We start from the raw sequence: 17,592 nt of genomic DNA, 5'->3' as shown, positions 1-17,592 counted from the left end.
CTGGCAGCATGCTGAAAAACGTGGCCGCCGTCCTGGTCGACGGTGTGCATCCCTTTGAACTCGGCGTCGTCTGCGAGGTGTTCGGCCTCGACCGGAGCGACGAAGGTCTACCGGTGTACGACTTCGCCGTGGTGTCGGCGGAGGGCCCGGTCCTGGGCACCCACGTCGGCGGACTCACCGTGTCCACGCCGTACGGCCTCGACCGGCTGGAGGAGGCCGACCTGATCGCCGTACCGGCCGCGGACGCGAACATCGACCGCGCGTATCCGCCCGAGCTGCTCGCCGCGCTGCGCCGGGCCGTGGACCGGGGTGCCCGGGTGCTCAGCGTCTGCTCCGGGGTGTTCGTGCTGGGCGCCGCGGGGCTGCTCGACGGCCGGCGCTGCGCCGCGCACTGGCGGCACGCGGACGTGCTGGCCCGGCGCTACCCCCGGACGGCCGTCGAGCCGGACGTGCTGTACGTCGACGAGGACCCGGTGATCACCTCGGCGGGCACGGCCGCCGGCATCGACGCCTGTCTGCACCTGGTCCGCAAGGAGCAGGGGCCCGAGGTCGCCAACCGGATCGCCCGGCGGATGGTGGTGCCGCCGCACCGGGCCGGCGGCCAGGCCCAGTACATCGAGCGGCCGCTGCCCCGGTCGCGGTGCGACACCGTCGGCGAGGTGCTCGCGTGGATGGAGCAGCACCTCGACGAGGAGGTCACGGTGGAGCAGCTCGCGGAACGCGCCCACATGTCACCGCGCACCTTCGCCCGCCGGTTCCAGCAGGAGACGGGCACCACCCCCTACCGGTGGCTGCTGCGTCAGCGGGTGCTGCTGGCCCAGCACCTGCTGGAGGCGACGGACGAGACGGTGGACGCGATCGCCTGGCGCGCCGGCTTCGGTACGGCCGGTGCCCTGCGCCACCAGTTCGTGCAGGCGCTGGGGACGTCCCCCAACGCCTATCGGCGCACGTTCCGCGGCCCGCAGGCCGTCGCCTGAGCCGCGGCTCTCACCCGGGCACCGCCCGCAGCAGCAGCCTGCGCGGTCGGAGCGTGATGCCGATGTGCGTCCGGTTGTCGGAGCCCGGCGCCGGCTCGAAGCGGAACGCCGACGCCACCACCGCGGCGATCAGCGTCAGCTCGGCCATCGAGAAGTGGTCGCTCGGGCACTTCCGGTTGCCGACGCCGAACGGCGTCATGGCGTACTTCGGCACCTCCGGGGAGCCGCCGGGCAGCCAGCGGTCGGGATCGAACTCCGTGTGCCGATCGTACGACCGCGGATCGCGCTGTACGGCGTACGGGCTGTAGACGATGTCGGCGCCCGCGGGAATGCGGTAGCCGCCGAGCTCGGTCTCGGTCACCGCGCGCCGGGTCAATATCCATACGGCGGGATACAGCCGCATGGTCTCGACGACGACATTGGCGGTGTGCTGGAGCTTTCGGACGTCGCCGAATGCGACCGGCCGGTCACCGGCGACGCTTTTCACCTCTTCGCGGATCTTGTCCACCTGGTCGGGGTGCTCGGTGAGGACATGGAGCAGCGACATGACCACAGAGCCGGCTGTTTCGCTGCCCGGTGTGAGTATCGCCACGACCTGGTCGTGGATCTCCTGTTCCCCGATCGGGTCACCATTCTCGTCCTTCGCCTCCAGCAAAGCCGTCAGCAAATCGTCCGGTTTTTGACCGGATGCACGACGGTCGGCAATGATCTCGTCGACCAGCCGATGCAGATCGGCCAGCGCCCGGTTGAATTCGCGGTTGGCCGGAATCGGTACCCGATAAAGCGGGCCGAGGGGCACCACCATGCGCTGGTACATACCGGCGAACAGGGTGGCGAGCGCCGACGTGATGCGCTCGGACCGGGCGTCCATATAGCTGCCGCGCATGAGACAGCGCGCGGAGATGCGCACGGACACCCGGAAGGCCTCCGCGGTGACGTCGAGGACCTCGCCCCCTCGCCAGCGTTCGACGAGCGCGTACGCCTCCTCCTCCATGATCGGCCCGTAGCCGGGGATCGCGTCGAGCCGGAACGCGGGCTGGATCGTGCGCCGCTGGCGGCGGTGCAGCGGGCCGTTGGCCGTGGCCACGCCCTCCTTGCCGAGCAGGCTCTCCAGGGACTCCCACAGGGGCCCCGAGATGATGTAGTCCGGGCTGAGCGCCAGGGCGCCGGTGAGCTCCGGCGCGGTGACGGCGTACACCGTCTTGGGGCCGAGCCGGAGGCGGACGATGTCGCCGTGGTCGCGCAGTCGGGCCAGGAAGGCCAGCGGGTCACGGGCCAGCTTCCAGCCGTGTCCGAGGAGCGGAACCCTGCCACCGGCCAACGGTGGCTCACGCAGTTCGGGCGCCGCGGGGGTCGCGGGTTTCATCGACTCGACGGTCATTTCTCACCTGCCGCTTCGTTGTTGACGTACGGGGGCGTGGACCGGTCGTCCCAGCTGTCGACCATGTACCGGCCGGACTCGTGGTGGAACCAGTAGACGGAACTGAACCAGTTCCGCATATTGCCGAGGCAGCACCGCACGGCGGCGCCGAGTTGATTTCCGCGGATCGTCCCGTCGGCCAGCCGGTCGGCGAGCCGTAAGACGTCCTTCTCGACGACGAGGAACTCGGAAATGCATCCCTCGACGCGTCGCCTGACTTCCTCCACCGCCTCTTCCAGGGTCAGTCCCTCATGAGTGATGAGACTGATTCCGAGATTGTGCACCTCATCGCCCGCTATTTCCTTTGGAAGTGAGCAGAGGTCGTTGTACCAGGCGGCGAATTCCTGACTCAGCAGCGCCGCCCGGCGAAATGCGGGGTGCTTTCGCACCGGGTCCGGGAGTTCACGTCCCGCGCTCGGCTCCAGCAGGTCGGTCCAGATCCAGTGCGCGAAGGTGAGCCGACGCAGCGCCAGGTATTCCTCGACTCCTGGAATGCGCCCTTCGATTCGGTTGTGGAATTCCCGGTCGTATGCGTCGATCACGGCGTGGAAGTGCCGGGTGAACCGGGCGTTCCAGGTACCGGGAAGGAAGGAGTGGAGCCGGCTCACACTGTCCGCGAGCCCGGCGACCAGCGGATCCGGGTGGCGCAGATGCTCCGCCGGGCAGTCCAGGGCCGCGTGCAAGCGGAACCTGAGCCGCCGCCAGGAGGACGTCCGGCCGTGCACGACGTCACGGTCGTGCCGGTCGTCCCAGACGAAGAACCACGCGCTGTAGTCGGCGATGGCCTGCATGACCTCGTCCGGTGCGCCGAGGTAGAAGCCCGCCATCAGGTCGGTGTAGCAAAGTCCGTCGGCATATTCTGCGACCTTGTCCGCCGGCATCAACCGCATTTCCAGCAGCCAGGAGCGCGTCTTCTCCTGCAACTGAGGCCAATACGGATGCAGTTGCCGGGGAAACGCCGCCTCGATGACCGGAAGAGAGAGCGAGGGAGGGACCGCGGGCGCGGTCACCGTCGCTGTGGTGCTGTATGTGGTGCTGTATGGGAAAGCTGGCACGGACAACCCCTCTCAGCCGCCAGTGGGCACACACCCCTCGCCCCGTGCCGGGCGTGCGCCGTTGCGTATCCCCGCACTTCCCATTCAGCACTACAACTGACCGTTCTGGGAACGGATTTGCTTCATTCACCACCCCACATGCCGAGAATCCGCCCCTGCGTGACTGGTTACGGATCAGCAGATGTGCAGTAGATGTGCGTAAGCGATCGAACGTCCGTCGGACACACGAACGACGCCCGGCCGGAAGGATCCCGGCCGGGCGTCGTGGTGGTGCGGGTGGGCTCAGTCGTTGGCGACCACGGGATAACGGGGCTCGTTCTCGGCCATCTGCCGCAGGGCGTCCTTGCGTTCACGCTTGGACAGACGGTCGATGTAGAGGTAGCCGTACAGGTGGTCGGTCTCGTGCTGCAAACACCGAGCGAAGTAACCGGTGCCGCGCACCTTGATCGGATTGCCCCGCTCGTCCTGCCCGGTCACTTCGGCGTAGTCGGGACGCGCCAGCGGCGCGTAGGCGGTGGGCACCGACAGACAGCCCTCGTTGCTGTCGTCCAGCCTGCGCCGGTCGGCGGGCAGTTCGACCAGCTTCGGGTTGCAGACGACGCCGGTGTGCCGGGCGCCCTCGTCGTCCGGGCAGTCGTAGACGAAGACCTTGAGGTCGACGCCGATCTGGTTGGCGGCCAGGCCCACTCCCTCGGCGGTGTGCTGCGAGGCGAACATGTCCGCGACCAGCTGCCGCAGTTCCTCGCCGAACTCGGTGACGTCCTTGCACTCCTTGTGCAGCACCGGGTTCCCGACGACGGTGATCGGCCGCGAGGTGCCGGCCTCACGCCATGCCAGCTCGCGCGCCTCCGCCTCCTCGGTGTCGATGACGAAGCCCTCGTCGTCCACGGGGAGCACGCCCGCGTGCTGCTGATCGGTGTCCTGCTGGGCCATGACCGACGATGCCTTCCTCAAACAGACAGGGGGTGAATGCTCGATACAGGGTACGGGCAGCGCGCCCCTGCGGGGCGCGGGGAACGGCGCGACCAGCCACGACGAAACGCGCGGCGGAAAGCGGTCAGCAGACCTCTTCCAGGTCCCGCCAGTCCCTGGAATCGGGGCTGTCGGCGACCCACCCGTCCAGCAGGCCGCGTACGAGAGAGGCCGGCGCGGCCACCCCGCACTCCCGCTCCGGCACCCACAGCTGGCCGTCCGTCCGGTGCCCGAGCGGGCCCGGGTGTCCCGGCTCACTGTGGTCGTGCGGGTCGAGATGCTCGCCGTCACCCTCGTCGGACGGCATCCGCGACTCCGAGCACATCCGGCAGAGCAGCCGCACCGACGACGACCAGTCCTCCGCCGCGAAGCCCGCGTCGGCCGCCAGCTGCTCCAGCGCGTCCCGGTCCGACTCGGTGGCCGCCTCCAGCAGGACGACCCAGGTCGGCACGGGAGAGGGCGCCCACAGCTCGATCTCGTCGAAGACCGGGTAGGAGTGGCCCGTGGACGTGGTCCGCTCGCCGTGCGGCACCCCGTCGTGCAGCACGACCTCGCCCCAGCGCCGCCCGGACGAGGGCAGCGGGATGGACAGCACCTCCATCCGGGCGGGGTCCAGCCGCCGCCCCCACACCACCTCGGCCTCGCCCTCGGGCGACAGCCGTACGGCCGCGCTGCCCAGCTCCATGCCGACCGGCTCGCCCGCGCCTATGGCGTCGCCGGGCACCCGCAGCCCGTACGCCTGCCAGGCGCGGCGGGCCAGCGGCCAGTCCTGGAGGGCGGTGGCCGCGATGCCCACGTTCCACCAGTCGGGGGCGCCGGCCTCGCGGTCGAGCAGGGCGACGGCCCGGAGCCCCGCCGTGCGGGCCTGCTCCCAGTCGTGCCGGAACTTGTGCAGCAGGGCGAGGTTGAACCAGGACTCGGACAGCCAGGGCTCCAGGTCGGCGGCACGTGTCAGCAGCGCGCCCGCGTCCTCGTACCGCCCGTCGCCGATCAGCGTGAACGCGCGGTCGGTGGCCTGCCGCCAGGAGGCGGAGGGCCGGTGCCGTCCCTTGCCGAAGATCCTCACGATTCCCGCCTGCCAGTTCCGTTCTGTGGGCTGGCCAGTGCCCCCGGACACTCTCTCCCTCGCATCCAACCACGTGTGGCCGGAGGGCCGCTCATTACCCATGGGTTACCCACCCACGGGCGAGGTCAGACAACGCCGCGAAAGCACCCTGGCCAGGGCCTCCACCACCTCGGGCGCGTACTCCCCGCCGGTGCCGAGGCGCAGCTCCTCCAGGGCGGTGAGGGGCCCACCGGGTCCGCTGCCCCGGACCTTCTCCTCGTATGCGTTCACCACCCGGACTATGCGCGCGGCCACCGGCTGCTCCAGGTAGGGATCGGCCTGCCGCTCGACGACCGCGGCGACCTGTGCGCCCGCACCGGTCTGGCGGACGACGGCCCCGCCGAGCAGCGCGATCCGCCGCTGCTGGGCGGCCGGCAGCCCGGCGGTGGCACCCGCCGGGACCGGGTCGACGAGGCTGAGCTGGCCGATGTCGTGCATGAGGGCCGCGTACTCCAGCACGGCCAGCTCGGGCTCCGGCAGCCCCAGGTCCAGACCCACGGCCTGGCTGAGGGCGGCGACCCGGCGGGCATGCCCGGCCGGGGTGTACCCGGCGATCTCCGTGGCACGGGCCAGCGAGGCGATGGTCTGCCGGTAGGTGGCCCGCACCGCCGCGTACCGGCGCAGGGACAGCTGGGTGAGCAGCAGCGGCACCGAGAACACCGGCAGCGCCCACAGCCCGACTACGGCCACCGCGAGCGCCATCACCGCCCCCGTCGCGCAGACCGCCGAGCCGATCCCGGGCACCGCCCGCAGCTCGTCCCGCAGCAGCGGGGTGAACGGCCAGCCGGTACGGGAGTGGGCGAGCGCGGCGGCGACCACGGCGTCGCACAGCACGGTCAGGACGAGCAGCGCGAGCAGCAGCAGCGCGTAGGCGGGCCCGCTCCAGCCGTCGAACACCCCGCGGTTGTGGAGGGGCTGGAAGCAGACGGCGGCGAACCCGACGGCCAGCACCCGCCGGACCAGGTGGTCGAGGACGGCCTGTCCACGGGCCAGCTGCGGCACGCTGCCGAGCAGCGAGGCGGCGACCACCACCGCCACGACCTGGGTCACCCCGTGCTGCGTGGGATGCCCGGCATGTCCTCCGACCAGCGCGTACGAGAGTGACCCGGCGGCACCGAGGGGCGCGGCCTCCCGCGGCCGGGGCCCGCTCTGGGGGCGGGTCAGCTCCCCGACGGCGACGAGGATCCCGAAGGCGAGCGCGACGGGGCGGTTCTCGACCCCCGTCAGGAAGGTGCCGACCAGGGAGACGCCGACGAGCAGCGCGGCCGCGGCATGGAGGGCGACCTGCGAGCGGCGGACGGTCATCGGCGTACCCCGGACCGGTCGTCGGAGGTCTGCGCGGGCACGGCCGGCCGGTCCTCCTCGGCGGTCACGACGGGATGCCAGCCGTCCCGGGCGATGGCGTGCGTCAGCGCCGCGACCATCCGGGGGTCGAACTGGGCGCCCGCGCACCGCCGCAGCTCCTCCAGGGCGACGTGCACCGGCCTGGCCCTGCTGTAGGACCTGGTGGACGTCATGGCGTCGAAGGCGTCCGCGACGGCGACCACCCGGGCCGGCTCCGGGATCTGGCTGCCGACCAGCCCGTACGGGTAGCCCTTGCCGTCGAGGCGTTCGTGGTGGTGCAGGATCGCCGAGCGGGCCTCGCCGAGGAAGGAGATCCCGCGGGTGATCTCGTGCCCGTACTCGGGGTGCAGCTCGATGACCCGCCGCTCCTGCGGGGTCAGCGGTCCGTCCTTGCGCAACAGCCGGGTGGGGACGCCGAGTTTGCCGACGTCGTGCAGGATCCCGGCGAAGCGGAGCATGTCGATCCGGCTCTCGTCCATGCCCAGTTCGCGGCCGATCAGCACCGAGGCCTGGCCGACGCGCTCGCTGTGGCCGCGCGTGTAGCCGTCCTTGATGTCGACGGCCTGGACCAGGGCGCGGATGGTCGCCTGGTGCGCGGCGCGCTCCCGGTGGTACTGCGCGAACACCCACCAGGACACGGCCATCGGGAACAGCACGAGCAGGGCGGCCACCGGCCCGTACGGGCTGAGCCACAGCACGGCCATCATCAGTCCGCCGAGCCCGTGCACCGCCAGCGGTGCCAGGGAGCGCAGGAACAGCCCCCGGCAGGCCCGCCGCAGCGGCAGCCCCTCGGCGAGCGCGAGCATCCCGCCGTCCAGCAGGGCGAGCGCGGCGCAGAACACCAGCACGGCCGCGCCGGCCGGCACCAGCGCGTAAGGCAGCTCGGAGCCGGCCACGGCTTCCCGGCCGCCGAACGCGGCGTGCACCCGGGCCGCCGCCCACACGGCGAGCGACGCGTGGGCGGCCCGCCAGACCCGGCGCAGCAGAAAGGGGCGCCGCTCGACGTGCGAGAACAGCGCCCCGGGCAGCGGGACGAGAGCGGCCGCGGCCGGCGAGAGCAGGAACGCCCCGGCCAGCAGCACGGGGTGCAGGGTGCCGGCGAACCTGCGCCGGGCGATCCGCTCGCCGACGGCGTACAGGGCGGCGAGCAGGGCGACGGCCCACCAGGGGGTGCGCGCGCCGGACAGCGAGGGGAGCGTGCAGAGCAGGGCGCCGAGGGCGACACAGGCGGCGTAACCGCGCGCCCGCGCCGGACTCCCTTCCATGACGCCTCCCCCAGCCGTACCTGTCCGGGCTCAGGAGCCTAGGACGGCCGGGGGTGGGTCCGCGGGCGTATCACCCTCGGATTAGCACATTCGAGTGACAGCAGCGCCTTCTGGAAGCGGGCTTCCCGAAAGCGGCTCAGGTCTCCTGGGGCGTCGCCGTCACGTCATGCTCGGGGACGGCCTGGCCGGAGCGGATCAGGTCGATCCGGCCCATGACCTTGGCCCGCAGGTCGGTCGGCACGTCGTCACTCCCGCAGCACCGCTTGACCAGCTTCTTCACGGCCTCCTCCAGCCCGTACTTCTCCAGGCAGGGGGAGCATTCCTCGAAGTGGTGCTGGAACTTGTCCCGGTCCACCGGGGGCATTTCGCTGTCGAGGTACTCGTACAGGTGGTCGAGGACCTCACCGCAGTCCGTCTCGTGCGGATCTCCGCAGCTCATGAGCCCGAACCTTTCGCTTCGTTCGACTCTCCGGCACCGGCCGGGACCAGCCCGCGCTCACGGGCGTAGTCCTCGAGCATGCCGCGCAGTTGACGGCGGCCCCGGTGCAGCCGGGACATCACCGTACCGATGGGTGTCCCCATGATGTCCGCGATCTCCTTGTACGCAAAGCCCTCTACGTCCGCGAGATACACGGCGATCCGGAACTCCTCGGGGATGGCCTGAAGCGCCGCCTTCACGTCCGAGTCGGGCAGGTGGTCCAGCGCCTGCGACTCCGCGGAGCGCAGACCCGTGGACATGTGCGACTCGGCACGCGCCAGCTGCCAGTCCTCGATCTCCTCGGCCGCGCTGCGCTGGGGTTCACGCTGCTTCTTGCGGTACGAGTTGATGAAGGTGTTGGTGAGGATCCGGTACAGCCAGGCCTTGAGGTTGGTGCCCTCACGGAACTGGTGGAAGGACGCGTACGCCTTCGCGTACGTCTCCTGCACCAGGTCCTCGGCGTCGGCCGGGTTGCGCGTCATGCGCAGCGCGGCCGAGTACATCTGGTCGAGGAACTCGAGCGCGTCCCGCTCGAAGCGCGCACTGCGCTCGGCGGTGGACTCCGCGCCCGTCTCCCGGCTCACGCCCTGGCCCTCGGGCAGCTCCGCCTGGCCGTTGTCGGTCCCTGCGTCGGTACCGGTGACCGGACCCACCTCCTCAAGATCGCGGGTAGGACCGAAACCGATCCCACTCGAATCGGAGGATAGACGACTACCCGCGCCCGGCGCCGCTCCAATAGGAGCGGTCCTGGCAGCGTGCAGCACCGTCCAGTCCAGATCGGCGCGGCTGCTGCGGCTCGGGCAGATGGTCGAACCCATGCGGCGGACTTCCTCTCCCACTGACGTCGGTGCCGGTTGTTCAGCACTTCTTGTCCGCCACAACAGCGCCCGCCCCCTCCGCATTCCCCACCCTTCACCTCACCCGAGTGAGGCGACCCACCCGGCGACTGCCGCGGTGACGACCTCCAGCGTCTCCTCCTGCGTGACCCCGGCCCGCTTGGGCACCGCGAACCCGTGATCGCCGTACGGCACCTCCACCAGGTCGTAGCCCCCCGCGGGGAACTCGTCCGGCCTGCCGAAGGGGTCGTTGCCGCCCTGGACCACGAGGGTCGGCACCCCCGCCCCGAGCAGTTCACCGGCGCGGGACTTCTCCGGCCTGCCCGGCGGGTGGAGCGGAAAGCCGAGCGCGAGCACGGCGTGCGCGCCGAGCTCGGTGGCCGTACGGCAGGCCACCCGCGCCCCGGCCGACCGGCCGCCCGAGATCACCGGCAGCCCGGGCGCGACGACGGCCGGCCAGATCCCGCGCCAGCCGACGTCGAGGGTCTTGGGCGCGGGCGCGACCTTCTTGCCGGCCACCCGCCAGGGTTGCTCGACGAGGGCGACGCTCACCCCGCGTCCGGGCAGCACGGCGGCGAGCGCCCGGAGGTCCCGGGCCTCGACACCGCCCCCGGCGCCATGGCCGACGGCGAGGACGAGCCGCGGCTTCCCGGCCCGGTGCCAGGTGATGCGGGCGGTACCCGCCTCGGTCTCCACCGTTTCGGTGCTCACGACTGTTTCACTGCTCACGTCAGAAGAGTGTGCCCTCCTCGGGCCCCTCCAGCTCCTTCAGCAGCTCCGGGCCGCCGTTGCGGACGTTGCTGACGGCCGTGGACACCGGGTAGGCGCGCATCAGCCCGGCCGGCGGGGGTTCGAGGAGGGAACGGAGGTCGTCGACGTCCGTCCGCGCCGGGTCGAGCCAGGCGTCCCAGCGGTCCGGGGTCAGCATCAGCGGCATCCGGGGGTGGATGTCGGCGAGGGCGTGCGGTCCGTCGGCGGGGGCCACGGCGAGCGGGGAGGTCTCCGCCTCGGTCGTGATCACCGAGCACGTCACCCACCAGGCCCGCGGATGGTCGTCGGGCAGGGTCCGGTCCCGCCAGAACTCGTACAGCCCGGCCATCGCGAAGACCGTGCCGTCGGCCGGGAGCACGAAGTAGGGCTGCTTGCGGGGCCGCTTCTTCCTGCCCTCGACCTCCAGGTCCCGTTCCTGGACGCCGGTGACCCACTCGTAGTAGCCGTCGGCGGGCAGGACGCAGCGCCGGGCGGCGAAGGCGCGGCGGAAGGAGGGCTTCTCGTGGACGGTCTCGGCACGCGCGTTGATCATCCGCGCGCCGCCCTCGGGGGTCTTCGCCCAGGAGGGGACCAGTCCCCACCTCAGCTTCCGCAGCTGCCGAACCGGCCGCTTGTCGCCGGCGTCCTTCAACGGACGGTCGAGGACGGCGTAGACCTCCTTGGTCGGCGCCACGTTGTAGTCCGGCTCCAGGGCCTCCTCGGGCTCCCACTTCTCGACCTCAAAGATTCCTGCGAGATCCTCGGGCCTGCGACTCGCTGCATACCGTCCGCACATACGTGCCACACTGCCAGACTCCGTGAGCCGAAAGGGAGCCACCAGAAAACATGGAGAGCACCGCCGCCCTCGCGCTGCCCGACCTGTGGGACCGCCTCGTCGGCACCCAGTCCGACCCCGACCTGTGGGTGGTGGTGGCCACCGCGGTCGCCGCTCTCGCGGTCGTCGTACCGCACACCCTGTGGCGGATATCGCGCAACGCCATCACGATCGCCCACGAGGGTGGTCACGGCCTGGTCGCGCTGCTGACCGGCCGCCAGCTGACCGGGATCCGGTTGCACTCCGACACCAGTGGCCTGACCCTCAGCCGGGGCAAGCCGCACGGCCTCGGCATGATCCTCACCGCGGCGGCCGGCTACACCGCTCCCCCGCTGCTCGGCCTGGGCGGCGCCGCCCTCCTCGGGGCCGGCCGCATCACCCTGCTGCTGTGGGTGGCCACGGCCCTGCTGGTCGTGATGCTGGTGATGATCCGCAACGCGTACGGCGCCCTCACGGTGGTCCTCACCGGCGGCACCTTCCTGCTGGTGTCCTGGCTGGCGGGACCGCAGGTGCAGGCGGCCTTCGCGTACGCGGTGGTGTGGTTCCTGCTGCTGGGCGGAGTCCGCCCGGCCTTCGAGCTCCAGGCGAAGCGCTCCCGCGGCGGCGCGGGCGACTCGGACGCGGACCAGCTGTCCCGGCTGACCCACGTACCGGCGGGCCTGTGGCTGTTCCTCTTCCACGCGGTGAGCCTGTGCGCCCTGCTGGGCGGGGGCCGGTGGCTGCTGGGGCTGTGAGGCAGCCCCGGAGCGGCGCGTCACCGGGGTGCGGGATGTGACGTCCACGGCTCCGCCGCGGGCGCTGCCGGCCCCGACGGCGCCGCACCCGAAGGACGGCCGACCACTAAAGTGGGGCCCATGGCCCCGAACCCCGCACACACCGCCCTCTGGCCCGCCCCGCACGCGAGCGAGGCCGTCGCCGCGACGGTCCACGTGCCGGGGTCCAAGTCCGTCACCAACCGCGCCCTGGTCCTCGCCTCCCTCGCCTCCGAGCCCGGATGGCTGCGCCGCCCCCTCCGCTCCCGCGACACCCTGCTGATGGCGGCCGCCCTGCGCGAGATGGGCGTCGGCATCGAGGAGACCGTGTCGTCCAGCTCCTCCGGCGCGGGCAGCCCCGACAGCACCGGCGAGGCCTGGCGGATCCTCCCCGCCGGGCTGCGCGGACCCGCCACGGTCGACGTCGGCAACGCGGGCACGGTGATGCGCTTCCTGCCGCCGGTCGCCGCCCTCGCCGACGGTCCCGTCCGCTTCGACGGCGACCCTCGCTCGTACGAGCGACCCCTGAACGGCGTCGTCGACGCGCTGCGGGTCCTCGGTGCCCGGATCGACGACGACGGCCGCGGCGCGCTGCCGCTGACCGTGCACGGCGGGGGCGCGCTGGACGGCGGGACGGTTGAGATCGACGCCTCGTCCTCGTCCCAGTTCGTATCGGCCCTGCTCCTCTCGGCCCCGCGCTTCAACCAGGGCGTGGAGGTCCGCCACACCGGCGCCACGCTGCCCTCCGTACCGCACATCCGGATGACGGTCGACATGCTGCGCGCGGTGGGCGCGCAGGTGGACACCCCGGAGTCGGGCGGCGAGCCGAACGTCTGGCGGGTCACCCCGGGCGCCCTGCTGGGCCGGGACCTGACGATCGAGCCGGACCTGTCCAACGCCCAGCCGTTCCTGGCGGCGGCGCTGGTGACGGGCGGCCGGGTGCTGATCCCGGACTGGCCGGCCCGCACCACTCAGCCGGGTGACCGGCTGCGCGAGATCTTCACCGAGATGGGTGGCTCCTGTGAACTGGCCGACTACGGCCTGGTCTTCACCGGCTCGGGGTCGATCCACGGCATCGACGTCGACCTGGGCGAGGTCGGCGAGCTGACCCCGGGCATCGCGGCGGTCGCCGCCCTCGCGGACTCCCCGTCCACCCTGCGGGGCGTGTCCCATCTGCGCCTGCACGAGACGGACCGGCTGGCCGCGCTGACGAAGGAGATCAACGAGCTCGGCGGCGATGTGACGGAGACCGCCGACGGTCTGCACATCCGCCCGCGCCGGCTGCACGGCGGGATCTTCCACACCTACGACGACCACCGCATGGCGACGGCCGGCGCGATCATCGGCCTGGCCGTGGAGGGCGTGCAGATCGAGAACGTGGCGACGACGGCGAAGACGCTGCCCGACTTCCCGGAACTGTGGACCGGGATGCTCGGGGTATAGGGACTTTCGCCATGCGCCGCTATGACAAGCACACCGACCAGGACGACATCCGCAGCCGCCCGAACCGCAAGGGCAACCGGCCTCGCACGCACATCCGCCCCAAGCACGAGGACTCCGTCGAGGGCATGGTCCTCACCGTCGACCGGGGCCGCCTGACCTGCCTCGTCGAGGACCGGATCGTCCTCGCGATGAAGGCCCGCGAACTGGGCCGCAAGGCCGCGGTCGTGGGCGACCGGGTCGCGATCGTCGGCGACCTGTCCGGTAAGAAGGACACGCTGGCCCGCATCGTCCGCATCGAGAAGCGCACCTCGGTGCTGCGCCGCACCGCGGACGACGACGACCCGTTCGAGCGGGTGGTCGTCGCCAACGCCGACCAGCTCGCCGTGGTCACCGCCCTCGCCGACCCCGAGCCCCGCCCGCGTCTGATCGACCGCTGCCTGGTGGCGGCGTTCGACGGCGGCCTCACTCCTCTGCTGGTCATGACGAAGTCGGATCTGGCCTCGCCGGACAAGCTGCTGGAGCTGTACGGCCACCTCGACATCCCGTACGTCGTCACCAGCCGCGAGGAGCTGGAGAACGGCGACTCGGCGGACCGGGTGCGCGAGTTCCTGGCCGGGCGGATCACGGCGTTCGTCGGTCACTCGGGCGTCGGGAAGACGACCCTGGTCAACGCGCTGGTCCCGGAGGAGCAGCGGCGGGTGACCGGCCGGGTGAACGCGGTGACCGGCCGCGGCCGCCACACCACGACCTCGGCGCTGGCCCTGCCCCTGGCGGGCACGGGCGACTGGGTGATCGACACCCCGGGCGTGCGGTCCTTCGGCCTGCACCACGTCGACCCGTCCCGGGTGATCCTCGCCTTCCCCGACCTGGTGCCGGGGACGGAGGGCTGCCCGCGCGCGTGCAGTCACGACGAGCCGGACTGCGCGCTGGACGCCTGGGTGGCCGACGGCCACGCCGACCCGGCACGGCTGTACTCCCTGCGCCGTCTGCTGGCCACCCGCGAGCGCACGGAAGGCGACTGATCCACCGGCTGACCCACGGCTGATCCGCCCATTGATCGACCGGCTGACCCACGGCTGATCCGCCCGTTGATCCACCGGCTGACCACCGCGTTGTTTGCGTCCCCCCGGGCCCGGTAAGTGCATAATCGCACCGAGCCGGAGCCGGACCGGGCCGGGCGAACGGAGGGACAGCACATGGCGTGGCTGCTGGTCGTCGTGGCCGGATTGCTCGAGACCGGTTTCGCCGTGTGCCTCAAGCTGTCCCACGGCTTCACGAGGCTGTGGCCCACCATCGCCTTCTGCGCCTTCGCCCTCGGGAGCTTCGGTCTGCTGACGCTCTCCCTGAAGAAGCTCGACGTGGGCCCCGCCTACGCCGTGTGGACGGGCATCGGCGCGGCCGGCACCGCGATCTACGGCATGGTCTTCCTCGGCGACCTGGTGTCGGTCCTGAAGCTCGTCTCGATCAGCCTGGTGATCATAGGAGTGATCGGACTCCAGCTGTCGGGGTCGGCTCACTGACCCGACCGGTCGGCCGACTGCCGCTGGAGCGCGCCCCGCACCAGCTCCGCGACGCCGTCCTCACCCGGCGGGGGCGCGGCCACACAGGACAGGGCGAGCCGGACGGCGAGTTCGCAGGAGCGGGCCAGGTCGGCCGCGTCGGCCCGGACGGCGCCGGGACCGGAGAGCACCGCCACGGCCCGGTCGCGGACGGCGCCCACCAGGTCACCGGGCGAGGGCAGCGGCCCGTCGGCCCGGCGCTGGGCCGGCACGGCGGAGGAGGACGGTACCGCCGAGAGCGTCGGCGAGGGCAGGCGCTCGCTCCAGAAACCGGTGAGGACGGCCCGGACGAGAACGTTCTCGCGGGCGGCGGCGGTGGTCCACTCGGCGGCGGCGGTGAGCCTCTCCCGGGCGTCGCCGTGCACGGCCAGCGCGCGTTCCACCCCGGCGAGGTATCCGTCGGCCTCGCGCCTCACGAGCGCCCTGGCCAGGCCCTCCTTGCTGCCGAACTCGTTGTACAGCGTCTGCCGGGACACCCCGGCCGCCGCGGCGACGTCCACCATCCGCACCGCGGCCCACGGCCGTCGTGCGAGCGCCTCGAAGGCGGCGTCCAGTAGGGATTCCCGCGCTGCAGGCATCATCGCCTCCCTGGGGCGAGCGGCTCTGCGCCCAGGTTTGACGCGGACGGGAGCACTGTCAAGGGTTCGCGGCGGCGACCGGTGATACCGGCCGTGTCCACGGATCCTCCCCCGTCCACCCCGCGGTCCCCTGTGGCCCGTTCTCACCTTCGGCGGATACGGTTCGTCCCATGCCGGACTACCACGACGACCTCCGACTCGCGCACGTCCTCGCGGACGCCGCCGACGCCGTGACCATGGACCGTTTCAAGGCCCTCGACCTCAAGGTCGAGACCAAACCGGACATGACCCCGGTGAGTGAGGCCGACAAGGCCGCCGAGGAACTCATCCGCGGTCAGCTGCAGCGGGCCCGTCCACGCGACGCGATCCTCGGCGAGGAGTACGGCGTCCAGGGGACCGGCCCCCGCCGCTGGGTGGTCGACCCGATCGACGGCACGAAGAACTATGTGCGGGGCGTTCCCGTCTGGGCCACCCTCATCTCGCTGACGGAGGCGGGCGAGGGCGGCTACCAGCCCGTGGTCGGCGTGGTCTCCGCCCCGGCGCTGGGCCGCCGCTGGTGGGCCGCGAAGGGGCACGGCGCCTTCACCGGCCGCAGCCTGACCTCCGCCACCCGTCTGCGCGTCTCCCGGGTCTCGGAGCTCTCGGACGCCTCCTTCGCGTACTCCTCGCTGACCGGCTGGGAGGAGCGCGGGCACCTGAACGGCTTCCTGGACCTGACCCGCGAGGTGTGGCGCACGCGCGCGTACGGCGACTTCTGGCCGTACATGATGGTCGCCGAGGGCTCGGTCGACCTGTGTGCCGAACCCGAGCTCTCGCTCTGGGACATGGCGGCCACGGCGATCGTCGTGACGGAGGCCGGCGGCACCTTCACGGGCCTGGACGGCCGCCCGGGTCCGCACAGCGGCAACGCGGCCGCGTCGAACGGCCTGCTCCACGAGGAACTGCTGGGTTACCTCAACGAGCGCCACTGACCGACCCGCCGGAACTCACAGATGAGCGCGCGCGCCCTCAATTGGCTGCGCGCGCCCTCTTGTTGACCCCCGCTTTACCTGCCACGCTGACAGCACCCCCCACTTGTGAACTTGTGAATCCATGAACAATCGTGGATTTCTAGGAGGTGGCTCCAGCCATGCTCGTCCGTGACGCCATGAGCACGGTGGTCCTCACCATCGGCCCCGCACACACCCTCCGTCAGGCCGCCGCCCTGATGTCCGCCCGCCGCGTCGGCGCGGCCGTCGTCCACGACCCGGACGCCGGCGGCATCGGCATCCTCACCGAGCGGGACATCCTCAACTCCGTGGCACTGGGGCAGGATCCGGACACGGAACGCACGCACGCCCACACCACAGACGACGTCGTCTTCGCCACCCCGAGCTGGACCCTGGAGGAGGCGGCCCAGGCCATGGCCCACGGCGGCTTCCGGCATCTGATCGTCCTCGACCGCGACGAACCGGCCGGGATCGTCTCGGTCCGCGACATCATCCGCTGCTGGGCGCCGGCCCGGCAGCAGGTTCCGGCCTGAGCCTGAGCACATGAACGGGCCGGGCCCCCACAGGGAGGCCCGGCCCGTTCGCCCACGACAAGCGGTCCAGTGCTGTCGGCCGCGCAGGGCCTGGACCGCGACCTCCAGCCGCTCACCGTGGATTCTGTCGACTTGATCCTACAGTGGACTTCATCCAATTCGCTTCAGGTTCTAAAGTCACACCTGTTCGGGACCTGGTCCCTGTAGCTGCTAGGCTGATTCCATGAGCGATCTCCTGGAACGACTGCGCGGACGCGGATGGCGGATGACCGCCCAACGGCGCGTCGTGGCCGAGGTGCTCGACGGTGATCATGTCCATCTGACCGCCGACGAGGTGCACTCCAGGGCCGTCGTCCGGCTGCCCGAGATCTCCCGGGCGACCGTCTACAACACGCTCGGCGAGCTGGTCTCGCTCGGCGAGGTGCTCGAGGTCGCCACCGACAAGCGCGCCAAGCGGTACGACCCGAACGCGCACCGCCCGCACCACCACCTGGTGTGCGCCCGGTGCGGTGCGATCAAGGACGTCCACCCGAGCGGCGACCCGCTGGCCGACCTCCCCGACTCGGAGCGCTTCGGCTTCACGGTCTCGGACGTCGAGGTGACGTACCGGGGACTCTGCCCGAACTGCGCGGCGGCCTGACACCCTCCCCGCGCGCGGCGCCCTGTCGCACATCGCGGCGGGGCGGACCCGCAAACGACCG

The 17,592-nt window shown here is 71.7% G+C and carries 19 protein-coding genes; 8 read left to right on the top strand and 11 right to left on the bottom strand.

Going from position 1 to position 17,592, the window contains the following annotated elements; translation table 11 throughout:
• Positions 1-8: 8 nt before the first annotated feature.
• Positions 9-977 carry a helix-turn-helix domain-containing protein gene (locus tag ASD48_RS21995; RefSeq protein ID WP_057603343.1) on the top strand — a complete coding sequence of 323 codons (969 nt, stop codon included), beginning with the start codon at positions 9-11 and terminating at the stop codon, positions 975-977.
• Between the two features lie 10 nt (positions 978-987).
• Here ASD48_RS21995 and ASD48_RS21990 read toward each other — a convergent pair whose 3' ends face one another.
• The 10 genes from ASD48_RS21990 to ASD48_RS21945 form a co-directional block, all read right to left on the bottom strand.
• Entirely contained in the window at positions 988-2,358 is a 1,371-nt protein-coding gene (locus tag ASD48_RS21990; protein WP_057603342.1) for a cytochrome P450, read from the bottom strand.
• Complete coding sequence (cyc1, locus tag ASD48_RS21985; RefSeq protein ID WP_199875917.1) at positions 2,355-3,452, bottom strand: epi-isozizaene synthase; 1,098 nt, start codon at positions 3,450-3,452, stop codon at positions 2,355-2,357. Before cyc1 ends, ASD48_RS21990 begins: the two co-directional genes overlap by 4 nt.
• Positions 3,453-3,734: 282 nt before the next feature.
• A complete protein-coding gene (def, locus tag ASD48_RS21980) occupies positions 3,735-4,385 on the bottom strand; it encodes a peptide deformylase (protein WP_057603341.1) in 651 nt (216 codons plus the stop codon).
• Positions 4,386-4,509: 124 nt separating this feature from the next.
• On the bottom strand, positions 4,510-5,490 hold the full coding sequence (locus ASD48_RS21975; protein WP_057603340.1) for a hypothetical protein: 981 nt from the start codon (positions 5,488-5,490) through the stop codon (positions 4,510-4,512).
• Between the two features lie 105 nt (positions 5,491-5,595).
• Positions 5,596-6,834 (bottom strand): hypothetical protein, encoded by a 1,239-nt coding sequence (locus ASD48_RS21970; RefSeq protein ID WP_057603339.1) that lies wholly within the window; start codon positions 6,832-6,834, stop codon positions 5,596-5,598.
• Positions 6,831-8,138 (bottom strand): HD-GYP domain-containing protein, encoded by a 1,308-nt coding sequence (locus ASD48_RS21965; protein ID WP_057603338.1) that lies wholly within the window; start codon positions 8,136-8,138, stop codon positions 6,831-6,833. Before ASD48_RS21965 ends, ASD48_RS21970 begins: the two co-directional genes overlap by 4 nt.
• 136 nt (positions 8,139-8,274) lie before the next feature.
• A complete protein-coding gene (rsrA, locus tag ASD48_RS21960; protein ID WP_057603337.1) occupies positions 8,275-8,577 on the bottom strand; it encodes a mycothiol system anti-sigma-R factor in 303 nt (100 codons plus the stop codon).
• Entirely contained in the window at positions 8,574-9,269 is a 696-nt protein-coding gene (gene sigR, locus ASD48_RS21955; RefSeq protein ID WP_057603336.1) for an RNA polymerase sigma factor SigR, read from the bottom strand. The genes rsrA and sigR overlap by 4 nt, the downstream gene beginning before the upstream one ends.
• A gap of 264 nt (positions 9,270-9,533) precedes the next feature.
• Positions 9,534-10,163, bottom strand: a complete 630-nt coding sequence (locus ASD48_RS21950) for an alpha/beta family hydrolase (protein ID WP_057603335.1) — start codon at positions 10,161-10,163, stop codon at positions 9,534-9,536.
• 19 nt (positions 10,164-10,182) lie between these two features.
• Entirely contained in the window at positions 10,183-10,998 is an 816-nt protein-coding gene (locus ASD48_RS21945; RefSeq protein WP_057603334.1) for an SOS response-associated peptidase, read from the bottom strand.
• A gap of 50 nt (positions 10,999-11,048) precedes the next feature.
• Here ASD48_RS21945 and ASD48_RS21940 point away from each other — a divergent pair, with 50 nt between their 5' ends.
• The 4 genes from ASD48_RS21940 (at position 11,049) to ASD48_RS21925 (ending at position 14,752) form a co-directional block, all read left to right on the top strand.
• A complete protein-coding gene (locus tag ASD48_RS21940; RefSeq protein WP_057603333.1) occupies positions 11,049-11,771 on the top strand; it encodes a M50 family metallopeptidase in 723 nt (240 codons plus the stop codon).
• Between the two features lie 120 nt (positions 11,772-11,891).
• Positions 11,892-13,232 (top strand): 3-phosphoshikimate 1-carboxyvinyltransferase, encoded by a 1,341-nt coding sequence (aroA, locus tag ASD48_RS21935; RefSeq protein WP_057603332.1) that lies wholly within the window; start codon positions 11,892-11,894, stop codon positions 13,230-13,232.
• A gap of 11 nt (positions 13,233-13,243) precedes the next feature.
• Positions 13,244-14,254: a ribosome small subunit-dependent GTPase A gene (gene rsgA, locus ASD48_RS21930; protein ID WP_057603331.1), complete on the top strand. Its 1,011-nt coding sequence runs from the start codon at positions 13,244-13,246 to the stop codon at positions 14,252-14,254.
• Positions 14,255-14,428: 174 nt separating this feature from the next.
• On the top strand, positions 14,429-14,752 hold the full coding sequence (locus ASD48_RS21925; RefSeq protein ID WP_057603330.1) for a multidrug efflux SMR transporter: 324 nt from the start codon (positions 14,429-14,431) through the stop codon (positions 14,750-14,752).
• Here ASD48_RS21925 and ASD48_RS21920 read toward each other — a convergent pair.
• Entirely contained in the window at positions 14,746-15,372 is a 627-nt protein-coding gene (locus tag ASD48_RS21920; protein ID WP_057603329.1) for a TetR/AcrR family transcriptional regulator, read from the bottom strand. The genes ASD48_RS21925 and ASD48_RS21920 overlap by 7 nt on opposite strands.
• Before the next feature lie 167 nt (positions 15,373-15,539).
• On the opposite strand from ASD48_RS21920, the gene hisN reads away from it, so the two are divergent.
• The 3 genes from hisN to ASD48_RS21905 all read left to right on the top strand — a co-directional run bounded on the left by hisN (position 15,540) and on the right by ASD48_RS21905 (position 17,531).
• Positions 15,540-16,340: a histidinol-phosphatase gene (hisN, locus tag ASD48_RS21915; protein WP_020130787.1), complete on the top strand. Its 801-nt coding sequence runs from the start codon at positions 15,540-15,542 to the stop codon at positions 16,338-16,340.
• A 158-nt stretch (positions 16,341-16,498) separates the two neighbouring features.
• Entirely contained in the window at positions 16,499-16,891 is a 393-nt protein-coding gene (locus ASD48_RS21910; protein WP_057603328.1) for a CBS domain-containing protein, read from the top strand.
• Positions 16,892-17,114: 223 nt separating this feature from the next.
• Complete coding sequence (locus ASD48_RS21905) at positions 17,115-17,531, top strand: Fur family transcriptional regulator (protein ID WP_057603327.1); 417 nt, start codon at positions 17,115-17,117, stop codon at positions 17,529-17,531.
• Positions 17,532-17,592: the final 61 nt, after the last annotated feature.

The organism is Streptomyces sp. Root1310, assembly GCF_001426425.1.
GTDB lineage: Bacteria > Actinomycetota > Actinomycetes > Streptomycetales > Streptomycetaceae > Streptomyces.
The sequence above is the reverse complement of the archived record's forward strand: the minus strand, read 5'-3'. Positions and strand labels throughout refer to the sequence as shown.

Coding starts and splice junctions, on each gene's coding strand:
- ASD48_RS21990 (WP_057603342.1), bottom strand. CDS start 2,358: ATGACCGTCGAGTCGATGAAACCCGCGACCCCCGCGGCGCCCGAACTG.
- rsrA (WP_057603337.1), bottom strand. CDS start 8,577: ATGAGCTGCGGAGATCCGCACGAGACGGACTGCGGTGAGGTCCTCGAC.
- ASD48_RS21945 (WP_057603334.1), bottom strand. CDS start 10,998: ATGTGCGGACGGTATGCAGCGAGTCGCAGGCCCGAGGATCTCGCAGGA.
- aroA (WP_057603332.1), top strand. CDS start 11,892: ATGGCCCCGAACCCCGCACACACCGCCCTCTGGCCCGCCCCGCACGCG.
- ASD48_RS21940 (WP_057603333.1), top strand. CDS start 11,049: ATGGAGAGCACCGCCGCCCTCGCGCTGCCCGACCTGTGGGACCGCCTC.
- def (WP_057603341.1), bottom strand. CDS start 4,385: ATGGCCCAGCAGGACACCGATCAGCAGCACGCGGGCGTGCTCCCCGTG.
- ASD48_RS21970 (WP_057603339.1), bottom strand. CDS start 6,834: ATGACCGTCCGCCGCTCGCAGGTCGCCCTCCATGCCGCGGCCGCGCTG.
- ASD48_RS21905 (WP_057603327.1), top strand. CDS start 17,115: ATGAGCGATCTCCTGGAACGACTGCGCGGACGCGGATGGCGGATGACC.
- ASD48_RS21995 (WP_057603343.1), top strand. CDS start 9: ATGCTGAAAAACGTGGCCGCCGTCCTGGTCGACGGTGTGCATCCCTTT.
- rsgA (WP_057603331.1), top strand. CDS start 13,244: ATGCGCCGCTATGACAAGCACACCGACCAGGACGACATCCGCAGCCGC.
- ASD48_RS21925 (WP_057603330.1), top strand. CDS start 14,429: ATGGCGTGGCTGCTGGTCGTCGTGGCCGGATTGCTCGAGACCGGTTTC.
- ASD48_RS21910 (WP_057603328.1), top strand. CDS start 16,499: ATGCTCGTCCGTGACGCCATGAGCACGGTGGTCCTCACCATCGGCCCC.
- ASD48_RS21920 (WP_057603329.1), bottom strand. CDS start 15,372: ATGATGCCTGCAGCGCGGGAATCCCTACTGGACGCCGCCTTCGAGGCG.
- hisN (WP_020130787.1), top strand. CDS start 15,540: ATGCCGGACTACCACGACGACCTCCGACTCGCGCACGTCCTCGCGGAC.
- ASD48_RS21965 (WP_057603338.1), bottom strand. CDS start 8,138: ATGGAAGGGAGTCCGGCGCGGGCGCGCGGTTACGCCGCCTGTGTCGCC.